The organism is Sorangium sp. So ce176 (genome assembly GCF_051519835.1).
Classification (GTDB): Bacteria; Myxococcota_A; Polyangia; order Polyangiales; family Polyangiaceae; genus Sorangium; species Sorangium cellulosum_G.
The window spans coordinates 5,076,220-5,096,201 of sequence record NZ_CP150371.1 but is presented as its reverse complement, the minus strand read 5'-3'; the positions used below and the strand labels follow the sequence as shown (position 1 = coordinate 5,096,201).

Annotated in this window: 17 protein-coding genes; 4 read left to right on the top strand and 13 right to left on the bottom strand. The window is 72.1% G+C overall.

The genetic code is table 11. From position 1 onward, the window contains the following. The first annotated feature begins 27 nt into the window (after window positions 1–27). On the top strand, window positions 28–642 hold the full coding sequence (locus WMF42_RS19005; RefSeq protein WP_437693417.1) for a protein-tyrosine phosphatase family protein: 615 nt from the start codon (window positions 28–30) through the stop codon (window positions 640–642). Here WMF42_RS19005 and murJ read toward each other — a convergent pair. Both murJ and WMF42_RS18995 read right to left on the bottom strand, forming a co-directional pair. Next, complete coding sequence (gene murJ, locus WMF42_RS19000; RefSeq protein WP_437693416.1) at window positions 611–2,266, bottom strand: murein biosynthesis integral membrane protein MurJ; 1,656 nt, start codon at window positions 2,264–2,266, stop codon at window positions 611–613. The two genes, WMF42_RS19005 and murJ, sit on opposite strands and share 32 nt — an antisense overlap. Window positions 2,267–2,333: 67 nt before the next feature. Continuing rightward, complete coding sequence (locus WMF42_RS18995; protein ID WP_061606985.1) at window positions 2,334–3,869, bottom strand: alkaline phosphatase family protein; 1,536 nt, start codon at window positions 3,867–3,869, stop codon at window positions 2,334–2,336. A gap of 300 nt (window positions 3,870–4,169) precedes the next feature. On the opposite strand from WMF42_RS18995, the gene WMF42_RS18990 reads away from it, so the two are divergent. Both WMF42_RS18990 and WMF42_RS18985 read left to right on the top strand, forming a co-directional pair. Next, window positions 4,170–5,105 (top strand): hypothetical protein, encoded by a 936-nt coding sequence (locus WMF42_RS18990; RefSeq protein WP_437693415.1) that lies wholly within the window; start codon window positions 4,170–4,172, stop codon window positions 5,103–5,105. 394 nt (window positions 5,106–5,499) lie between these two features. Further along, complete coding sequence (locus WMF42_RS18985; protein ID WP_233561256.1) at window positions 5,500–7,071, top strand: sigma 54-interacting transcriptional regulator; 1,572 nt, start codon at window positions 5,500–5,502, stop codon at window positions 7,069–7,071. Window positions 7,072–7,126: 55 nt separating this feature from the next. Here WMF42_RS18985 and WMF42_RS18980 read toward each other — a convergent pair whose 3' ends face one another. Together WMF42_RS18980 and WMF42_RS18975 are read right to left on the bottom strand one after the other, a co-directional pair. After that, window positions 7,127–8,641 (bottom strand): phytoene desaturase family protein, encoded by a 1,515-nt coding sequence (locus WMF42_RS18980; protein WP_061606987.1) that lies wholly within the window; start codon window positions 8,639–8,641, stop codon window positions 7,127–7,129. A gap of 16 nt (window positions 8,642–8,657) precedes the next feature. After that, window positions 8,658–9,554 (bottom strand): isoaspartyl peptidase/L-asparaginase, encoded by an 897-nt coding sequence (locus WMF42_RS18975; protein WP_061606988.1) that lies wholly within the window; start codon window positions 9,552–9,554, stop codon window positions 8,658–8,660. Between the two features lie 312 nt (window positions 9,555–9,866). Between WMF42_RS18975 and proS the strand changes: the two genes are divergently transcribed. Next, entirely contained in the window at window positions 9,867–11,423 is a 1,557-nt protein-coding gene (proS, locus tag WMF42_RS18970; RefSeq protein WP_061606989.1) for a proline--tRNA ligase, read from the top strand. Window positions 11,424–11,440: 17 nt separating this feature from the next. Here the strand turns inward: proS and WMF42_RS18965 are convergent, their stop codons facing one another. The 9 genes from WMF42_RS18965 to WMF42_RS18925 form a co-directional block, all read right to left on the bottom strand. Beyond that, the gene (locus WMF42_RS18965; protein ID WP_233561257.1) at window positions 11,441–12,469 is read right to left on the bottom strand and encodes a hypothetical protein; all 1,029 of its coding nucleotides are present in this window, start codon (window positions 12,467–12,469) and stop codon (window positions 11,441–11,443) included. After that, on the bottom strand, window positions 12,466–14,112 hold the full coding sequence (locus tag WMF42_RS18960; RefSeq protein ID WP_081426313.1) for a serine/threonine protein kinase: 1,647 nt from the start codon (window positions 14,110–14,112) through the stop codon (window positions 12,466–12,468). The genes WMF42_RS18965 and WMF42_RS18960 overlap by 4 nt, the downstream gene beginning before the upstream one ends. 140 nt (window positions 14,113–14,252) lie before the next feature. After that, window positions 14,253–14,918 (bottom strand): hypothetical protein, encoded by a 666-nt coding sequence (locus WMF42_RS18955; protein WP_233561258.1) that lies wholly within the window; start codon window positions 14,916–14,918, stop codon window positions 14,253–14,255. 79 nt (window positions 14,919–14,997) lie between these two features. Continuing rightward, the gene (locus WMF42_RS18950) at window positions 14,998–15,924 is read right to left on the bottom strand and encodes a PfkB family carbohydrate kinase (protein ID WP_061606992.1); all 927 of its coding nucleotides are present in this window, start codon (window positions 15,922–15,924) and stop codon (window positions 14,998–15,000) included. 127 nt (window positions 15,925–16,051) lie between these two features. Further along, window positions 16,052–16,939, bottom strand: a complete 888-nt coding sequence (gene mtnP, locus WMF42_RS18945) for an S-methyl-5'-thioadenosine phosphorylase (RefSeq protein WP_061606993.1) — start codon at window positions 16,937–16,939, stop codon at window positions 16,052–16,054. After that, window positions 16,936–17,574 carry a guanylate kinase gene (gmk, locus tag WMF42_RS18940; RefSeq protein WP_061606994.1) on the bottom strand — a complete coding sequence of 213 codons (639 nt, stop codon included), beginning with the start codon at window positions 17,572–17,574 and terminating at the stop codon, window positions 16,936–16,938. The genes mtnP and gmk overlap by 4 nt, the downstream gene beginning before the upstream one ends. 9 nt (window positions 17,575–17,583) lie before the next feature. After that, on the bottom strand, window positions 17,584–18,453 hold the full coding sequence (locus WMF42_RS18935; protein WP_233561266.1) for a YicC/YloC family endoribonuclease: 870 nt from the start codon (window positions 18,451–18,453) through the stop codon (window positions 17,584–17,586). A gap of 25 nt (window positions 18,454–18,478) precedes the next feature. Beyond that, complete coding sequence (locus tag WMF42_RS18930; protein WP_437693414.1) at window positions 18,479–19,525, bottom strand: SDR family oxidoreductase; 1,047 nt, start codon at window positions 19,523–19,525, stop codon at window positions 18,479–18,481. Window positions 19,526–19,548: 23 nt separating this feature from the next. Continuing rightward, window positions 19,549–19,866 carry a hypothetical protein gene (locus tag WMF42_RS18925; protein ID WP_061606997.1) on the bottom strand — a complete coding sequence of 106 codons (318 nt, stop codon included), beginning with the start codon at window positions 19,864–19,866 and terminating at the stop codon, window positions 19,549–19,551. Window positions 19,867–19,982 lie beyond the last annotated feature (116 nt).

Sequence of the window (19,982 nt, the reverse complement as noted above, 5' to 3'; positions counted from 1 at the left end):
CGCGCGCGTCGACTCCATGAGAAGCGCGTGCGCCTCCGCCCCGCGCTGGTGTTGCTCCTGCTCGCGCCGTACGCCGTGATTTTCTATGGTTTCCTGGCGCTGCGTCGCGCTACCGCGTCGTTCCGACCGCGGCATGCGTGGCGCACCTGGGTGAACCCGGACCTCCTCGTGGGCGGGTTCCTGCTGCCCGGCGACGTCGCAGAGCTGCGCCGTCTCGGCGTCCGCGCGGTGATCAACGTGTCCCGCGAGCTCTACGATCCAGTGCTCGCGTTGCGCGCCGCGGGCGTCGAGTACCTGCGCGTCCCGTGCTGGGACATGTGCGCCCCCACGATCGAGCAGGCCGCGCGCGGCGTGGCGTTCATCGAGCGCCACATCGGCGCCGGCCATCGCGTCCACGTCCACTGCGCGAGCGGCGTGGGCAGGAGCGTCACGCTCGCGCTGTGTTACCTCGCGACGCACGGCGGCCTCGAGGTCGGCGAGGCGATCGCCCTGCTCGAGCGGCAGCGACCGCGCGTCGCGCTGCGCGCGGTGCAGCGCGATTTCGTCGAGCGCTACGTCGCCTGGCACCGCGCGCAGGAGGGAGCCCACGCGCGCACGGCGCCGCCCGCGATCACCTCCTGCGCAGGAGAGACCTCAGGCTGAAGAGCCCCAGCGCGGGCGCCGCGACGGCGAAGGCGCCGCCGCACGTCGCGAGGATGAGCGCGGCGCCCCACGGCGTGGCGGCGAACGCGTCCGGCAGCGCGGCCCGGAGCGCCACGCCGCTGCCCACCGACACCGCCGTGAGCGCGGCGACGCGGCCGATCCGGATCTGGTCCAGCCCGAGCCCGCCGATCTCGCGCCGCACGCGGCGCGCGAGGGCGATCGCCTCGACCCATCCGGCGATGACGGCGCCGAGCACCACGCCGAGCACGTCGAGCCGCTGCATCAGGAGCAGCGCGAGGCCGGTGCTGACCAGCACCCGGTAGAGCGCGTAGCGCGCCGGCGTCCTCGTGTCCCCCAGCGCGAAGGAGGCGGTGATCAGCACGCGCCCCGCCGCGTTGCCGAGCAGCGCGAGCCCGTAGGCGCACACGAGCGGCTCGACCCGCGCCGTCGACGCGCGGTCGAACGTCCCCGTCTGAAGCAGCAGCGTGATGAGCTCCCGCCCGAGCAGCATGAACACGGCCGTCGTCGGCACGGTCAACACCGTGATCCGCGCGAGCGACGCCCCGAGGCGGCGCGACATCGCCTCGTTGCGCCGCGCGACGTCCGCGTCGGCCGTGTCGCGCGCCATCTCGGGCAGCGCCACCGCGGCCTCCCCGGTGCCGAGGATGCTCATCGGCAGGAGGTAGACCGTCTGCGCGTAGTTGAAGGCCGCGTTCGCGCCGGTGCCGAGGAAGCTCACGAGCAGCGTGTCGACGAGCCCGGAGACCTGGATGATCCCGCGCCCGAGCAGCGCCGCGGGCAGCTTCCCTCCGGCCTCGCGGACGCTCGGGTCGCGCGCGTCGAGGCGCGGCGTCAGCCCCCCGAGGAGCGAGCGCGCCGACGGGAGCAGCAGCGCGAGCTGCAGCGCGGCGCCGGCGAACGCGCTCCACGCGAGCGCCTCGGCGAGCGGCTCCCCGCGCATCCCGAGCCACGCCCCGCACACGAGCAGCCCCGCGATCTGGGCGGCGCTCCACGCGACCGGCGCGGCGTACGGGAGGAAGAACCGCCGGTGCGCGTTCAGCACGCCGAGCCCCCACGCCGACAGCACGAGCAGGCCGGTCATCGGAAAGACGATCCGGACGATCCGGGTCGTGCTGGCGAGCTTCTCCTCGCTGAACCCCGCGGCGACAAGGAACGACAGCCACGGCGCCGCGAGCACGCCGAGCGCCGACGCGGCCGCGGCGGCGACGAGCAGCAGCCCGAGCGCGGACAGCGCGAAGTGCGCGGCCCGGCGCGCGTCGCCGGCCGCCCTGAGGCGGGCGTAGACGGGGATGAAGGTCGCGGAGAGCGTCCCCTCGCCGAGGAGGTTCTGGGTGATGTTCCCCGCGCGGAACGCCGCGGCGAGCACGTCGGCGAGCTCGGAGGTCCCGAAGAAGTGCGCCGTCACCCGCTGGCGGAGGAGCCCGACGAGCCGCGAGAGGATGATCCCGGCGGTGACCATCGCCGACGACCGCGCCGCGCTGGGCGCGGCCTCCTGCCGGGCGGCGGGCGGGCTCGCGCCGGCCGCCGCGGGCGCGCCCGAGGCCGCGGTCGCCAGCGTCGAGCCTGCCTTCACGGCGGCGGGCGGGTCGAGATCGGGCGGCACGGCGGCGCTTCTATCAGACCTCCCGCCCCCGGGCGACCTCGGCGCCCGCAGCCCGGGGGCGGGCAGATCAGTCCCTGATCCTCGCCGCGCCGAGCCGCTCCGCGTTCGCCAGCACCCGACGCGCGATGTCCGGCCCCTCGCGTCGGCGATCCAGGTGCCGCGGGATGATCCCGCGCTCGGCCGCCTCCCAGAGCTCCGGCTGGGAGATCCCGGTCTCGGTCCGCGCCCGGAGCTGCGACAGGGAGATCTCGACCTCGGGCAGGAGGATCGGCGGCTGGGGATCGCGGAGGAGCGCCGGGTCGATGCAGCACGAGAGATCGTTCGCCCCGGCGGAGCGCGCGTTCAGCGAGGGGATGCCGAAGCGCGCCTCGAGCGTGCGGATGACCGACGCATGATCGAGCATCGTGCTCACCGCGCAGCCCCTCCGGACGAACGGGCCCGCGACGATCGACGGGACCCGGAACCCGAGCTGAGAGAACAGCGGATCGTCGTCCATCGTCGTGGGCGGCGCGACGTGATCGAAGAAGCCTCCGTGCTCGTCGTAGGTGACCACGAACAGGCACTGACCCCACTGCGGGCTCCTCGCGAGCGCGTTGTAGATGCTGGCCATGAGCACCTGCCCGAGCTGCACGTCGTGATCGGGGTGATCGTCGTTCGCGGCCGCACCGAAGAACTGGGGGTCGATGATGGAGAACGCGGGGAGGAGCCCCGCGGCCGCGTCCTCGAAGAAGCGCTCGATCCCGGAGACGCCCTTGAACCTGAAGTACGCGCCCGAGCACCAAGGCACGTCATGGTAGTAGTTCCTGCTCGAGAGCCCTGCGTCGCTCAGCAGCTCGAACACGCTCGTGAACCCGGTGACCGGCACGTTCCTGGAGACGCCCCGCGACGTGGCGCCGTGCAGGAAGAACCGGTTTGGCCAGGTCGGTCCGAGCACCGAGCAGAACCAGCGATCGCAGACCGCCGAGGCGTCCGCGAGCGCGTAGAGGATCGGCAGATGCTCCCGCACGTGATACCCCATCACGTCGCGCTGGTGAGGCCCTGCGTGTGCGGCGACGAACCCGTCGTTGCTCCCCTGATTCCACTGCGCGTGGGCCGCGTCCCAGCTATGCGGCGGATCGGCGGGCGTGAACGTGTCGAGCTCGAAGGGCGAGACCAGCGCTCCGTCGAGCGCGAGGTTCGACTCTCTCCCTGTCAGGCCGTCGATCTGCCGGCCTTCCTTGAGCAGCAGCGAGCCCAGGTAGTGATCGAACGAGCGGTTCTCCATGCAGAGGACGACGATCGTGCGGATGGGTGCCAGCAGCTCTGCCGGGCTCAGGCCCAGCGTCTCCGCGCATCGATCCGCAGGAGCGCCGCCCGCCCCGCCATCTCCCGCCTGTTCCGCGCCTCCCGCTCCTCCAGCGCCGCCCGGACCCCCTGAACCGCCAGCTCCTCCAGCGCCGCCGTTCCCTCCCGAGTGCCCCGCGCTCGACGCGGCGTCCTCGCGCATCGCCGCGTTCTCCGTGGCGCTGCACCCGAACGTGGCGGCGCCGAGCGCCGCGCCGAGCCCCGTCAGCACGTGGCGGCGGGTCAGAGGATCACGTGGCGACACGTTCTGTTTTTTCATCACACACAGGATCCTCAGGAACGTGGGGCCGCGGAAGGACTTTTGGCGCCATTTCGGCTCAACGGTGCCTGGCGATACCTTGTCGACACATGAGCACGCCCGGCACGTGCCCTGTGCGTTACCGGGAAAACCTTTCTTTTCGCGGGGTCGCCTGGGTGGTATGAGTAGAAATCACGGGGGTCTACGTCTGCACTCTGTCACCTTCCGATGAGCTCAAACACGCTCCCACCTACGCCCGCCGGGATGAACGCCGTCGCGAACGGCCGGACGCTACGGCCGCTGCGGTTGTGCATCGTGGACATGAACAATGGCCACGTGAACCAGGCAATGCGCTGCCTGCGCGGGCTCGCCGCGGCGTTCTTCGAACGTGTCCAGACACACAACCCTGGGGTGGTCTGCGAGGCCGTCGAGGCATCGCCCCGCGACTCCAACGCTCCCATCCCTGCGGACTGCGATCTCTACCTTTCCTCGGGGGGCCCCGGCTCGCCGTTCGACGGGGAGGGCGAGCCCTGGATGCTCGACTTCGGGCGCCTGGTGGACGGCGTGGTCGAGTCGTCGATCCGCGGGGGCGCGGACCGGCGAGCGCTCTTCGCGATCTGCTACTCGTTCGAGCTCGTCGTCCATCACTACCGGCTGGCCGACGTCGTGCCGCGCGCCGATCGCAAGTTCGGCGTCATGCCCATCTACACGACTCCCTCTGGTCAGCAACATCCGCTGCTGTCTCCGTTCGGCGAGCGACTCTTCGCCTTCGAGCACCGCAACTGGGAGGCGGTGAACCTCGACGAGCGCCGGCTGGGCTCCCTCGGAGGCCAGCTCCTCGCCCGCGAGAGCCGGGACGGCGTCTCCAAGGGCCGGGCGATCCTCGGGCTGCACGTGGCGCCGGGGGTCGAGGCGGTCCAGTTCCATCCGGAGGCGGATCGCGCAGGCGTCATGAACTGGGTGGCGCGTCCCGAGCAGGCGGCCGCGTTCAAGGCAGCCTACGGCGAGGTCACCTACCAGGCGATGCTGCGCACACTGGACGATCCCAGGCGGCTCGCGCGCACCTACGCGCTCGTGATCCCGGGCTGGCTCGGGCGCTGCTTCAACGAGATCGCCGGCCCCCGCGGCTATGCGGCGCTCCCGCCTCCCGAGGACGCCCCGTGCTCGCGCTTCGATGCGCACTGCCGCGCCGAGGAGCTTGCCGCGGCTTCCGGTCGAGCCCCCGGCTCCGGTCAGCACGTCTCGCGCGGCGCCTGAGCAGAGCGCCGCGCGGCGCGCAGCGGGGATAGCCCCACGCTGGCACCACACTTCTGAAACGGAAGAGAAAGCGCCGCGACCGACGCGATCAACACGGACGACGCGCTCGACGCGGACGAAGTGGGCGCGCGACGGCCGGGTGCTCGCGCCTTGCGCGATGGCCCGCCTACGGCATATGGTCTTGAGATAAAGGATGAGCGCGAGCAGGGCTCGCGACCGAGCATCCGGCGCCGGGGACCCCTCGGGCACGCATGAGAGAGAACGTATGAATCACTCCCGTCCGGCCGCTCCGAGGAGTCTTCCGTCGCCGGACGTCCGCGGGCCGGGCGCGCCTGATGAGGGGCATGCGGAATGCGGCTCGCCCCAGGAAACTCCGGCCCTACGGCCCCCCGCGTTGGCCGACGACCCCGCCGCGCAGGAGGTCCAGACCGAGTCGCAGCTCTCCGATACGGCCCCGGTCGCCATGTCGCAGGTCCGCGACGCGCTGGAGCAGCTCAGCCGTGATCGCGGGACGCAGCCGCACGTGCTGCTCATCATCTACCACCGGCGCGGCGCCGAGACGGTGCGGCTCAACGAGGGGGTGGGGGTCGTCATCGGTCGCGATCCAACCGCCGACGTTCCGATCCCTGAGCGCAGCCTGTCGCGGCGCCACGCGCGCTTCACGTTCCAGCGCGGCGATGTGCTCATCGAGGATCTCGGCTCCACGAACGGCACCTTCCTGAGCGGGCAGCGCGTCGAGCAAGGCGTCTTGAAGCCCGGTGACGAGGTGGTGCTCGGGGAGATCACGGCCTCGCTGCGCGTGATCGCGAGCGCCGAGCTGCCCGTGTTCGATATCGATGTGCTGGACGCGCGTCGCGTCGGCTCGGAGCGGAGGAAGCTGCCAAACGTCGACGACCTGATGGGCGGGCCGACGCCGGCGGGTGGGTTGCGCGGGGTCAACGACGAGGGGCTCGTGATGCGAAGCCCGGCGATGCGGCCGGTGCTCGAGACCGCCATGCGCCTGGCGCGCTCGTCGGCGCCCGTGCTGGTGCAGGGCGAGACCGGGACGGGCAAGGACGTGCTCGCGCGGCTGATCCACGAGGCGGGCCCGCGCCACAAGAAGCAGATGATCCGCGTCGGGTGCAGCGGCGTTCCCGTGCAGCTCCTGGAGAGCACGCTCTTCGGCCACGAGGCGGACGCCGTTCCCGGCGCCGACCGGGCCCAGGAGGGCGTCTTCGAGGCGTGCTCGGGCGGCACCGTGGTGCTCGACGAGGTGGGCGACCTCCCGCCCTCCTTGCAGGCCGCGCTGCTGCGCCTCCTCGACACCGGTCGCGTGGCCCGCGTCGCGTCGGCCAGGGAGATCGAGGTGGACGTGCGGATCGTCGCGACCACGTACCGCGATCTCGAGGCGATGTGCGAGGCGGGCGCGTTCCGCTCCGACCTGCTCTACCGGCTCAACGCGGTGCCGCTGCGCGTCCCGCCGCTCTGCGAACGGCGGGAGGACATCGCGCCGCTGGCGCAGCGCTTTCTCCGACAGGCGAACGAGGTCCACCGCAGGAACGTGCGGTCGCTCGATCCGGAGGCGCTCGGGCTGCTGGAGCAGTACCCCTGGCCCGGCAACGTGCGCGAGCTGCGCAGCGCCATCGAGCGCGCTGTCGTGATCGCCAAGGGGAACGTCATCACGCCGCTCGACCTGCCGGAGAGCATCCAGGCCGTCCCGGCGCGCAAGCGCTCCACGCCGCCGCCGCCGGATCGCCCGCTGGTGGAGATGGCGACGCCCGGCTCCGGGCCGATGATCGGGCTCAAGGCGCAGATGGACCGCCTGGAGGCCGAGATCATCCTCGACGCCCTGCGCGCGACCAACGGCAACCTGGCGATGGCGGCGCGGCGGCTCAGGATGCCGCTGCGCACGCTGCAGGAGAAGATCGCCACCCACGGCCTGAAGCGCTCGGACTACCGGGACGGCCCGCCGTCACGCTCGAAGTAAGACCCGGGAGCGGGGCGGCGGGCGAGCGCCGCCATGGCCGGGCGCCGGGCCGTCGTCAGCCTTCGTCCTGCAGCACCGCCAGCGCGGCGTTGCGCCCGCACGCGCCGTGGACCCCGGCGCCGGGGTGCGCATACGACGAGCCCAGGTACAGGCCGCGGACGGGCGTTCGGTAGCGGAAGTAGGGGAACACCGGCCGGAAGAAGAGCTGATGCCGGATGTCGGCGGAGCCCCCGCCGAGGTCGCCGCCGATCAGGTTCGCGTTCATCGCCTCCAGATCGTCCGGCGCCCAGATCGCCCGGGCGAGGATCCGCCGCCGGAAGCCGGGGGCGAGCTCCTCGAGCCGCGCCTCGATGCGATCGGCGAAGCGCTCGCGCGAGGCCGCCCAGCCGCCGTCGATGGAGGAGGGGACGCGTGAGTAGGCATAGAGCGTGTGGCGCCCGGCCGGCGCGCGGGTCGGATCGGCGAGCGACTGCTGCCCGATCACGAGGTAGGGGTGCTCGGGGAGCACGCCGGCGCGCACCTGCCGCGTGAACTCTGCGAGATCGTCGAGGCTGTCGCCCGCGTGCACGACCGCCGAGCGCGCGGCGTCCTCGTGCGACCACGGCGTCGGGCCGTCGAGCGCCCAGTCCATCTTGAACGTGCCGAACCCCTGGCGGAAACGGCGCATGGCGCGCTGGACCCGGGCGGGGACGAGCTCCGCGTCGAGCAGGCGCAGGTAGAGCGTCGGCGCGGCGACGTCGGCGACGATCGCGCGGCGGGCGGTGATCTCCTCGCCGTCCGCGAGCCGGACCGCGGCCGCCCGTCCCTCCCTGGCGATGATCTTCTCGACCCGGGCGCCGCAGCGGAGGGCGCCTCCGCGCTCCTCGACGCGCCGGAGCAGGGCGCGCGTGAACGCGCCGGCGCCGCCCTCGGGCACGGCGAAGCCGCCGCTCGAGGCGAGCAGCGTGAGCATGAAGCCGACGATCGCACCGCAGGGATCTTCCGGGCCCACGTCGGTGTGGAGCGCGAGGCCGGGGATCACGCGCCGGGCCGCCTCGGTCCGGAAGGTGCGCGTCGAGAAGCCACGGCCGCTCGAGAGCGCCACCTGCGCGAGGCGGAGCAGGTTGAGCGGCCCGAAGCGGAGCATCGATCCGAGGGCGGGCGGCGTGGACAGGAGCGCGTTCAGCAATCGTTCTCGCGTGGCCGCGTGCCAGCCGGCGATCCGGCGCCACGTGGGGCCGTCCTCGCCCAGCGATCGCACGGTCGCCTCGACGTCGCGCGCGATCGAGGCGCAGGTCCCGTCGGGCGCCGGGTGGGCGCTGTCGACCGGCGCGTGCCGCCAGACGAGGCCGGCCCCAGGCAGATCGAGCGGCAGCAGCGCGGGGCTCGTCTGACCGAACGGGAAGAACGCCGCGCCCAGATCGTGGTGGAACCCCGGGAGCGTCACCTCGCGCGTGCGCACCGCGCCGCCCGGCTCCTGCTCGGCCTCGAGCACGAGCACCGAGAAGCCGGCGCGGGCGAGGTATGCCGCCGCCGTGAGGCCGTTCGGCCCCGCTCCCACCACGATCGCGTCAGGATCTCGGCTCTGCATCGTCGTCTGCTGTCCCTCAGCCCACGAGCTGCGCGCTCGGCATGTTGCGGTTCGAGGCGATCGCCTGGCCGCTCCTCCCCACGACCAGCACGCCGATCGCGATCACGTCGGGGAACATCGCGACGCCGCGCTGCGCGGCGCGGGCGGGCGCGACGCCGTCGGCGAGCCAGTCGTAGACCGCTCGCGCGAGCTGGCGGCGCGCGATCTCCTCGCCGATCCCGGTCGCCGCCACGGCCCCGTGCGGGCCGGCGTAGATCCCTGCGCCCATCAGCGGCACGTCCCCCACGCGGCCGCGGAGCGCGTAGGTCGACCCGCCCGTCGACGCCGCGGCGGCGAAGCGGCCGTGCGCGTCGCGCACGACGGCCCCGACCGTGTCGCACTCGATCGGCTCGGCGTCGAAGTTCCAGAACCGCCTCGCGGTGAGCGCGTGGAACCGCGCCGCGTCGTCCGTGTGCTCGCCGTCGCCGCCGTCTCCGCGCAGCGCCGCGAGGGCGCGGGCGTGCCGCTCGCGCGCCTCCTCCGTGACCGGATCGTGGTCGGCGAACCCGAGCCGGCGCGCGAACGCGGTCGCCCCGGCGCCTGCCAGGAGGAGGTGTGGCGTCTCCAGCACCTTCGCGGCCACGAGGACGGGGTTCTTCACCCGCTCGACACACGCGACGGCGCCGAACCGTCCATCGCTGGCCATCACGGCCGCATCCATCTCGATCGTCCGCCCGTCGAGGCGGAGGTTCGAGCCCGTCCCAGCGTTGAAGCGCGGATCGTCCTCCAAACGCGCGGTCGCCGCGATCGCCGCCGCGAGCGCCTCTCCGCCCGCGTCGAGCGCGCCGAGCGCGTCGTCTGCGGCCCTGGCGCAGCTCTCCGGCCCGCTCTGGGGCGCGGTCACCCCGCCGTGCGTGAGGATGACGTACTTCACTCGTGTCTCCTGCGCGTACCATGGCCGCGCGCCGCCGCGAAGCCGGCCGGGCGCGCCGCCCCAGGGCCAGGGACGCGACGGGCGCGATCGCCGCGACGCGCGCAATCGCCGCGACGAACGTGGCCCGATGGAGCGGGGAGGCACCTCGGATGCCGGGCTGGGCCGCTGCGCTCGACACCCTGCCGCGCTCCTGATACGTCGCGCGCTCAGCCCCGGAGCGGTGCCGGCGCCAGCCGCCCGACCGCTCCACGACGAGCGCGGCCGGATCGAAGGCCGCCCCTGCGAAGCCGCCCAGCGAGGAGAGCAGAGACCGTGGCCAAGAACGAAGCGCCCAAGACCGCCATCACGCCCACGCGCAACGAGGACTACCCGGAGTGGTACCAGCAGGTCGTGCGCGCGGCCGACCTCGCGGAGAGCTCCCCGGTCCGCGGCTGCATGGTGATCAAGCCGTGGGGCTACGCGATCTGGGAGAACATCCAGCGCGAGCTCGACAGCATGTTCAAGGCGACCGGGCACAAGAACGCGTACTTCCCGCTGTTCATCCCGAAGTCGTTCCTCGAAAAGGAGGCCGAGCACGTCGAGGGGTTCGCGAAGGAGTGCGCCGTGGTCACCCACCACCGGCTCGTGCCCGGTCCCGGCGGCGGGCTCATCCCCGATCCTCAGGCCCGGCTGGAGGAGCCGCTCATCGTGCGCCCCACGTCAGAGACGATCATCGGCGCGGCGTTCGCGAGCTGGGTCCAGAGCTACAGGGACCTGCCCTTGCTGATCAACCAGTGGGCGAATGTCGTGCGCTGGGAGCTGCGCACGCGCCTGTTCCTGCGGACGACGGAGTTCCTCTGGCAGGAGGGGCACACCGCGCACGCGAACGAGGCCGAGGCGCGCGAGGAGACGCTGCGCATGCTCGGCGTCTACGCGACGTTCGCGCGCGACTTCATGGCGATGCCCGTCCTCGAGGGGCCGAAGACAGCGAGCGAGCGCTTCCCCGGCGCGGTCGACACGTACGCGATCGAGGCGATGATGCAGGACCGGAAGGCCCTGCAGGCCGGAACGAGCCACTTCCTCGGGCAGAACTTCGCGCGGGCGAGCGGTATCAAGTTCCAGACCAAGGAGGAGACCGAGGAGTACGCCTGGACGACGTCCTGGGGCGTGTCGACGCGCCTCGTCGGCGGGCTCATCATGAGCCACAGCGACGACGACGGCCTGGTGCTCCCGCCGCGCCTCGCGCCCGCGCACGTCGTCATCCTGCCCGTGTACCGGGGCGACGACACGCGCGCCAAGGTGGACGAGTACATCGACGGGCTCGCGAAGGAGCTCCGCGCGCAGCGCTTCGGCGAGCGGCGCGTCGAGGTCGAGATCGATCGGCGCGACATCCGCGGCGGCGACAAGCAGTGGGAGTGGGTGAAGAAGGGCGTTCCCCTCCGGATCGAGGTCGGCCCGCGCGACGTCGACGGCGGCGTGGCCATGGTGGCGCGCAGGGACCGCTCGCCGAAGGACAAGTCGAGCATGGCGCGCGCGGAGCTCACGGGGCGCATCACCGAGATCCTCGACGACATCCAGGCGGCGCTCTACGGGCGCGCGCTCGCGATGCGCGACGCGAACACGCACGTGATCAACAGCCGCGCCGATTTCGACGCGTTCTTCGCGTCGAAGGGGGACAAGGAGTCGCAAGGGGGGTTCGCGCTGGCGCACTGGTCCGGCGATCCCGAGATCGAGGCGGCGGTGAAGGACGCGCACAAGGTGACCATCCGCTGCATCCCGACCGGCGGGTTCGAAGGGGCGCCGTGGGCCGACGCGTTGACCGGCGAGGGGCAGTGCATCTTCACCGGCAAGCCGAGCCCGCGGCGGGTGGTGTTCGCGAAGTCCTACTGAGCAGCGGCGCGCGCGGCTCAGCGGCCGAACGCAGGCAGCACGTGCTCGGCGAGGATCGCGGGGAGCAGCCTTAGCTGCGCGCAGTGCCCGCCGGGGCCCGCCCCGGCGTAGCCGCGCACGTAGAGGCTGCCGCCGTCGTACATCCGGGTGAGCCGCAGCGCGTCGCCTGCCTCGCCAGGGCCGGAGGCGCCCGAGGGGGGGGCATCTCCGCTGGCGGTGACCGCGACGGGGCTCGCCCCGAGCTCGCTCAGCAGGAACGTGGCCGCCTCCCTCGTCGACGCGTAGCCGCTGGTCGGGGTCTCGCTGTGCGTGAGGTAGAAGAGCGGCGCGCCGCGCGCGGCGGCGCCCGCCAACGCGACGTACGGGGCGAGCTGCCCCTGCACGAGCGACGTCTGCCCGGGCATGTACGAGCCGTAGAGCGAGTCGAGCAGGATCAACGCGTCGATCGGGTCGCTCCCGCGCTCGATGATCCTGCCGATCGCGCCGGAGCCAGCGCTCCAGGACGACAGCGCCAGGCGTCGCGCGCGCGCGCCCGCGACCCCGACGGCGCTCGCGACCTCGCCGTCGATCGCCTGGAGGAGCGCGCCCCAGCCGCCGCCTTCGAGGGCGCGCGCGTACTCGCTCGATCGGGTCCCCAGGTCGACCCCCGCGATGACCAGCCCGAGGTCCCTGGGGGCGAGCTGCTTGCGCACGGGCTCCGCGCCGTGGAAGTGCACGAGGAGGTCGTAGCCGCCGTCCGCGCGGATCGCGCGTGCTGGCGGGACGAGGAGCCTGCCCAGCGGGAGGGGACGCCAGCGCTCGTAGGCGCCGAAGCCATGGTCGGCGAAGTCGCATCCCGCCTGCGCTTCGTGCTCGTCGAGCGCCGCGCGCTCGGGCTCGCCGCCCCTCGGCAGCGGCGACGGCTCCACGGGCGCGCTCGCCGCTGGCGGGGCAGGCGACGCGCCGGGCGCGTTGCTCCGGCGCAGCAGCAGCACACCGCCGACGACGCCCACGCTCGCCGCCAGCAGGAGCGCGTCGCGGAGCTGTCGCGCGCTGCGGCCGCTCAAAATCCGGGGTTGGTCACGGTCGGGACCCACTTCGTCGAGGGAGGTTTGCGCGGGGCTGTCCTGCGCGCGCCCGCCGCGCTCGATCCGGCGGCCGTCGCGCCCGGCGCGGCAGCGCTCGAGGCCGTTGGCGCGCGCCCGGCCGCTCGTCGCGGTGCGCTCGTCCCGGGCTCCTCGGCAACGGCGACGTCGCTCGTCTCGGGAGCCGGCGCGGCGCCCTCGGCGACGCTGCTCGCCATGGCCGAGGCGGCGCCGGCCGATATCGCCGGGGCGCCTGTCGTCGCGGCCGCTGCCACCGCGCCCGCGCTGCCGGCGAGCAGGGTGATCTGCTCGGACGAGACATCCTGCGGCGACGGTCGCCAGATCCACATCATCCCTGCGCCGACCGCCGCGACGAGCGCGAGCGACACCGCGGCGACCAGCGTCCCTGAGCGCCGTCGCGACGCCGGCACCTCGATCGGACCGAGCGGCGTCTCCTGGCCCGGCGAGCTCTGCGGCAGCGAAGGCAGCATGTGCCGCCCGAGCGAGGGAGCGCTCGCGCGGAGCGTGGGGGCGTCGGCGTTCGGGTGGCCCGGGGGGGGCTGCGTGAAGAAGAACTCGCTGATGCTGTCGCGGAGGAGCATCAGCTCGGGCGGGCGGGAGGCGCGCTCGTCCAGCGCGCGGACAGTGTCCCGGAGCGCGGCGCGCCGGCGCTGGTTGCGCTCCCCGAGCAGCCCGCGCACGAAGGCCCCGACGTCGTGGTCCGTCACCGGCGGCTCCTTCGCCAGCACGGACTCCAGCGCGGTCTCCAGCTCGAGCATCGTCTGGTAACGGTGGTCCGGATCCTTCTGCAGGCACGTCATCAGCACGTGCTCCAGCTCGGCCGGGAAGTCCGGGTTCTTCAGGCGAGGCGCCAGCGCGGGCCGGGAGATGATCTGCTTCAGCGTGAGGAGGTCGTTCTCCGCGGCGAAGGGGTGCTCCCCCGTCGTCAGCTTGTAGAGCACGATCCCCATCGCGAAGATGTCGGTGCGCCGGTCGACCCGCTCGCCCCGCGCCTGCTCCGGGGACATGTACGGCACCTTGCCCTTGATCTGTCCCGCCGTCGTGTCGTTGTGCGCTCGGTTCGTCGCCTTCGCGACGCCGAAGTCCACGAGCTTCACGTGGCCGTCGTACGTCACGAGGATGTTCTGGGGCGACACGTCGCGGTGCACGAGCCCGAGCAGCAGGTCGTCGTTCTGCGGATCCCGGAGCTCGTGCGCGGCGTGCAGGCCGAGGCACGCGCGGCTGAGGATGCGGAGCGCGACGCGCAGCGGGATGGCGACGCCGCTCTTGTTCGCTGCCCGCGCGATGACCGACAGCGCCTCGCCGTCGACCCACTCCATCACGATGTAGAGGACGTCGTTCTGCTCCCCGAGGTCGAGGATCTCGGCGACGTTCGGGTGGTGGATCCCCGAGGCGAGCCGCGCCTCCTCGAGGAACATCGTCTCGAACTGGGGGTCGTCCGAGAGCGACGGCAGCATCGTCTTGATGGCGACCGTCTTCTGGAAGCCGCGAAGGCCCTTGCGGCGCGCGGCCCACACCGTGGCCATTCCCCCCTGCGCGATGGGCAGGAGGAGCTCGTAGTGCCCGAGCTCCTTTCCCGGCAACAGCTCAGGTTGGGGGATCATGGCTTCGTGCGGCGCCCTCCTGACCGAACCGCAGGATCTCGGACGGCTCGAGCAAGTCTAGCATCCGGATCCCGCGGTAACGCTATGTGATGAAGCTCACGAAGGCGCCGCCCAGGAGGCGCTCCGTCGGCGCCGGGCGATCAGGCGCCGGGCGGGACCGGCTGTCCCCAGAGCTGCTGGTAGATCTCGCTGAGCTTCTGGTGGGTCTCGGCCGAGAAGCCGTTGACCGGATGAGGCCACCGGAAGCCGTCGCCCATGGCCTGGTTGCACGAGAAGGAGATGAGCAGATCGACAGGCGTGGGGTTGTTCGGCCGCACCATGGAGATGCCGAGGCCAGGGTAGAAGCAGTTGCCGCGATCCGCGGTGAAGCTGTCCTCGTCGCCGAAGACGTCCAGGATCTGGTCCTTGAGCTCCTCGTCCATGTCGCTGGTCGTGAGCTGGCGCTGCTGGAGGATGACGAAGTTCTTGAAGCGGGGCTGCGCCGGCAGCACCGGCGCCGCCGCCGTCTGCCCCGGGATCAGGTTGGGCGGGATGAGGCCGGGGAGCGCCTGCTGCAGCCCCTGGAGAGCGGCCTGCCCCATCTGCTGGAGCTCGGGCGGGATCCCGGGGATGAGGGTGGGGGCACCGGTCGTCGCCACGGGCGTCGGGGCCAGCTCCTGCCCCTGGAGGCGGAGCACCGTGATCTGCGCCTTGTCCATCTCGTCGAACGGCGCCGTGCGGGCGGCGCAACCGACGACGAGGGGTGCCAGCAAGGCGATGCCTGCGAGTGTACGGGTGGTGAGGTTCATGTTCACTTTGACGTTCATCTAGCACGGCTATGCGCGGGAAGGTGAACAGCGACCGCACGCGGCAGGCCCTCGCGCGCGGTCGCCCCCCCGGCGGGCTTCACATCGTGCTCGCGCCGAACTCGTAGAGCGCCCGGATCTCGCTCAGGCGCGCCGTGATGTCGGCCCGGGTCACCGTGGCGATCCGCTGCGTTCCCACCGCCTCGACGCAGAAGGAGGCTGTCGCCGTCGCATGGAGCATCCCGCGCCGGAGCGCGAGGGGCGTGATCTCGGGCTGGCACGCGAGGTAACCGATGAGCCCGCCAGCGAAGGCGTCGCCGGCCCCCGTGGGATCGATGACGTCCTCGAGCGGGAAGCCCGGCGCCGCGAACACGCCACCCTCGTCGAAGAGCAGCGCGCCGTGCTCGCCCCGCTTGATGATCAGCCGGCGCGGGCCGCGGGACAGGATCTCCTTCGCGGCGCGGCGGATGTTGTACTTGCCCGAGAGCAAGCGAGCCTCCTCGTCGTTCACCACGAGCGTGTCGATGCGGCGCAGCATCGCCGCGACCGCCTTCGGCTCACCGTCGATCCAGAAGTTCATGGTGTCGGCGAGGACGAAGCGCGGTGACCGGACCTGCTCGAGGACGTCGAGCTGGAGCGCGGGGTGGATGTTGCCGAGCAGGACGAAGGGCGAGTCGCGGTACGCCTCCGGCAGCTTCGGCGCGAACGACGCGAACACGTTGAGCTGCGTGTCCAGCGTCGTGCGGTGGATGAGATCCACGTCGTAGCGCCCGGCCCAGCGGAAGGTCTTGCCCGGAACCCGCTCGACGCCCTCGACGGCGATGCCTCGGCCGCGCATCGCCCCGAGCGTCTCCTCGGGGAAGTCGTCGCCGACCACGGCGACCGTGCGCACCGGCGCGAAGCAGGAGGCGGCGAACGACGCGTAGGTGGCTGAGCCACCCACGACGTTCTTTGCGTTGCCGGAGGGGAGCTCGAGGTCATCGAACGCCATCGAGCCGATGATGAGAATCGAGGAGGGGGTCGTCACAGGGGGCCTCTTAACCAGGTTTGCGCGCAGCGGCTAGCCGCGCGATTCATTTCGGAGACGCCGCCCGCGGCGCCGCGACGCCGCCCGCCGCGCCGCCCGGCGGAGCGAGCGCGGCCGCCGGCCGCGCTCAGTCGGCCTTCTGTCGAGGCCCGATGAGCCACTCGAGCCGCGCCTGGGCGTCGGGAGACGTCGCGCCGGCCGAAGTCATGATGGATTTCTGCAGCGCGTGGCGGGCGGGGCTCTGCGACACGTCGGGGAGGTCGTGGGCGAGGGCCTTCGCGACGTTCCGCGCGTGCACGATGTTGCGGTTGAGCACGGTGATGACCGCCTCGACGCTCACCGCCTCTTCCGATACGTGCCAGCAGTCGAAGTCGGTCGTGAGCGCGAGCGTGGCATAGGGGAGCTCCGCCTCGCGCGCGAGCTTCGCCTCGGGCAGGTTGGTCATTCCAATGACGTGCGCGCCGAAGGACCGGAACATGTGGCTCTCGGCCCGCGTCGAGAACTGCGGGCCCTCGATGCACACGTAGGTGCCGCCGCGGTGGACGCGCGCCTCGGTGGCGCGCGCCGCGTCGTGGACGGCGGCCGCCATGATCGGGCACACCGGATCGGCGAACGGCACGTGGGCGACCAGGCCGTCGTCGAAGAACGTCGAGGTCCGGCGCTTCGTGAAATCGATGAACTGGTCGACCACGACGAGGTCGCCCGGCTCGATCTCCTCGCGCAGCGAGCCCACGGCGCTCACGCTGAGCACGTGCGTGGCGCCGAGCATCTTCAGCGCGCAGATGTTCGCGCGGTAGTTGATGCTCGACGGCGAGAATCGGTGCCCGCGCCCGTGGCGCGGCAGGAACAGCACGGTCGCGTCGCCGCCCTTGACCTGGCCGCGGAGCACAACGTCGCTCGGCAGCCCGAAGGGCGTGGACACCGCGACCTCCTCGACGTCCTCCAGCCACCCCATCTCGTAGAGCCCGCTGCCGCCGATGACGGCGAGCACGTCGTGCCTCGCGCTGGCGCTCATCGCTCGAACCTCCGCTCCGCGAGCAGCCGCTCGCAGAGGAGCGCGCGCCGCTGCCGGCGGCACCGCTCGGCGAAGACGAGCGACCGGAGCTGCTCGTAGGCGCGGTTGATCTCGTCGTTCACGATCACGTAGTCGAAGAAGCCGTAGTGCTCGATCTCCCCCTTCGCGTTGCGGAGGCGCCTGAGCGTCGTGGGCTCGTCCTCGGTGCCGCGCCCGCGCAGGCGACGCTCGAGCTCGGCGAGCGACGGAGGCAGGATGAACACGGCGATCGCCTCGGGGAGGCTCGCCTTGATCTGCCGCGCGCCCTGGTGGTCGATGTCGAACAGGACGCCGCGCGCGGTGGCGCGCGCGATCTCGATCTCCTTCAGGCTCGTGCCGTAGAGGTGATCGTGCACCCGGGCCCACTCGGCGAACGCCCCGATGCGGATCATCTGCTCGAACGTGCTCGGGTCGACGAAGTGGTACTCGCGGCCGTCGACCTCGTTCGGGCGCGGGCGCCGCGTCGTGTGGGAGACCGAGAAGCGCAGGTCGGGGAACTCGCCGCGCAGCTTCCCGCAGAGCGTCGTCTTCCCCGCGCCGGACGGGGACGACACGATGAGGGGGAGGAAGTCGTCACTGGGGGCTTCGGTCGACATGCTCTCCTGTCACTCGATGTTCTGGACCTGCTCCCGCAGGCGTTCGAGCTCCACCTTCATCGCCACGACGTGATGGGAGATGGCGGCGTCCTGCGCCTTGGAGCCCAGGGTGTTCGCCTCGCGTACCATCTCCTGAAGCAGGAAGTCGAGCCTCCTTCCGCAGGGGTCGCCGCCCGGCGCCGCGAGCGCGCCGCCGAACTGATCGAGGTGGCTCCGCAGGCGGGTGATCTCCTCGGTGATGTCGCTGCGCTCCGCGAGCAGCATCACCTCGGCCTCGATGCGCGGCGCCTCGAAGCCGGCGTCGACGCCGTGGACCAGGCGCTCGACGCGCTCGCGCAGCCGCCGCCGGAGCGCCTCGCGCGCGCCGTCCGCGCGCGCCACGACCTCGGCGGCGAGCGCGCGCAGCGTCTCCACGCGCCCGCGCATGTCGCGCGCGAGCGCCTCGCCCTCGCGGTGGCACATGCCCTCCATCGCGTCGATCGCCCGCTCGATCGCGAGCTTGAGCGCGCCGCGGACGGTCGCGATCTCGTGGCCGCCGGCGGGCGCGAAGAGGTCCGGCACGGCGCAGAGCAGCGACAGCGGCACGTCCGCGCCCGGCGCGAGCTCGTCGCGCAGCTCGGCGAGCGCGCGGAACGCCGCGCGCGCCTTCGATTTGTCGAGCGTGCTCGGGGCCAGCACCGCCCCCTCGGTGCGCACGATGATCTCGATGCGCCCCCGGCGCAGCCGCTCCCGCGCCACCTGCTCGGCGAACATCGTCAGGTCGACGAGCTCGCGCGGGAGCCGCGCGCGCACGTCGAGGAAGCGCTGGTTCACCGAGCGGATCTCGGCGACGACGCGTCCTTCGGTGAGCGAAGCGTCACCGAGCCCAAAGCCGGTCATGCTCCGCACGCGCCGCTCCGTCTACCTAGCTCGCCTGGTGCCCGGTGCCCGCGGCCGTCTGGGCCTTGGGCAGCGGGACGTTGCCGCACGTGACCGTCGCCGACGCGGCGGCGGGGCCCTTCTCGCGCAGCGTCCTCAGGTACGTGACGGTCGGCGCGATGCCGTCCTCCCAGCGTACGCGCGGCGCATAGCCGATGAGCTCGGCCGCGCGCGAGATGTCGGCGAGCGAGTGGCGGATATCGCCCGCGCGCGGCGCCAGGTGCTCGACCGCCACGTCCCGCCCGAGCACCCGCGAGATCTCCTTGCAGAGCTCTTTCAGCCCGATCCTGCGCCCGCCAGCGATGTTGATGATCTCGCCCTTGAACTTCTTCGGCGACGTCGCGGCGAGCAGGTTCGCGGAGACGGTGTTCTCGATGAAGCAGAAATCGCGCGTCTGCTCGCCGTCGCCGTAGATCGGGATCGGCCGGCTCTGGAGGGCGGCGTCGATGAACCGCGGGATCGCCGCGGCGTAGGCGCCGTCGGGCGTCTGGTTCGGCCCGAAGACGTTGAAGTAGCGCAGGCTCAGGGTCTCGAGGCCGTAGATGCCCGCGAAGACCTTCATGTAATGCTCGCAGGCGAGCTTCGTGACCGCGTACGGCGAGAGCGGCATCGGCTCCATCGCCTCGTGCTTCGGGAGCACCGGCGTCTCGCCGTACGCGCTCGACGACGCGGCGAAGATCACGCGGCGCACGCCCTGCCGCCGCGCCACGTCGAGCACCGTGACCGTGCCGCCCACGTTGACGGCGTTCGACTCGACAGGCGTCTCGACGCTGCGCGGGACCGAGCCGAGCGCTGCCTGGTGGAGAACGACCTCGACGCCCTTCGCCGCGTCCGCGACCGCCGCGGCGTCCCGGATGTCCCCGGTGATCCGCTCGATGAGCGACTGGTGCGGGAGCCCGTCGAGGTTCTCCCATCGGCCCGTCGCCAGGTTATCGAGGACGCGGACCCGTTCCCCGGCGGCGGTCAGCGCCGCGACGAGGTTGCTTCCGATGAAACCGGCACCGCCGGTGACCAAGTAGCGAGGCGTGGACATGTGCGTGCTCCCTCGGCGGGCGCCTACTTCTTCTTGAAAAGGTTGTCGAGCTTGCTGCGCGAGTCGGCGATCCGCTTCGAGTTATCCTCCGGTACGCCGTTCTTGAACGTGAAGAAAGTACAATAGTTCGCTCTTTCCCGGTCCGGGATGTACTCGGCGATGTGCTCCTTGCACTGGTTGTGCGCGGCCGGGTCCCAGTTCTCGCAGTTCTTGCAGCAGTGGAGGTCGATGCCGCAGTGCGGGCAGGTGTCCGCGCGCTGGAGCTTCACCTCGAAGATGAGCTCGTTCTTGCATTTATGACAGAAGTGCCGCTTCGCCTCGACCTTCGGAATCCAGCTCATGACGTCCTCCGGTACCACGACGAGGCCCGATCCGGCAGGCAGAACGTTCCATGGGGGGCGGGTCGGGGGTAGTGCGCCCTTGTCCTACAGGTGCTCCCCAGGGAACGAACTCACGC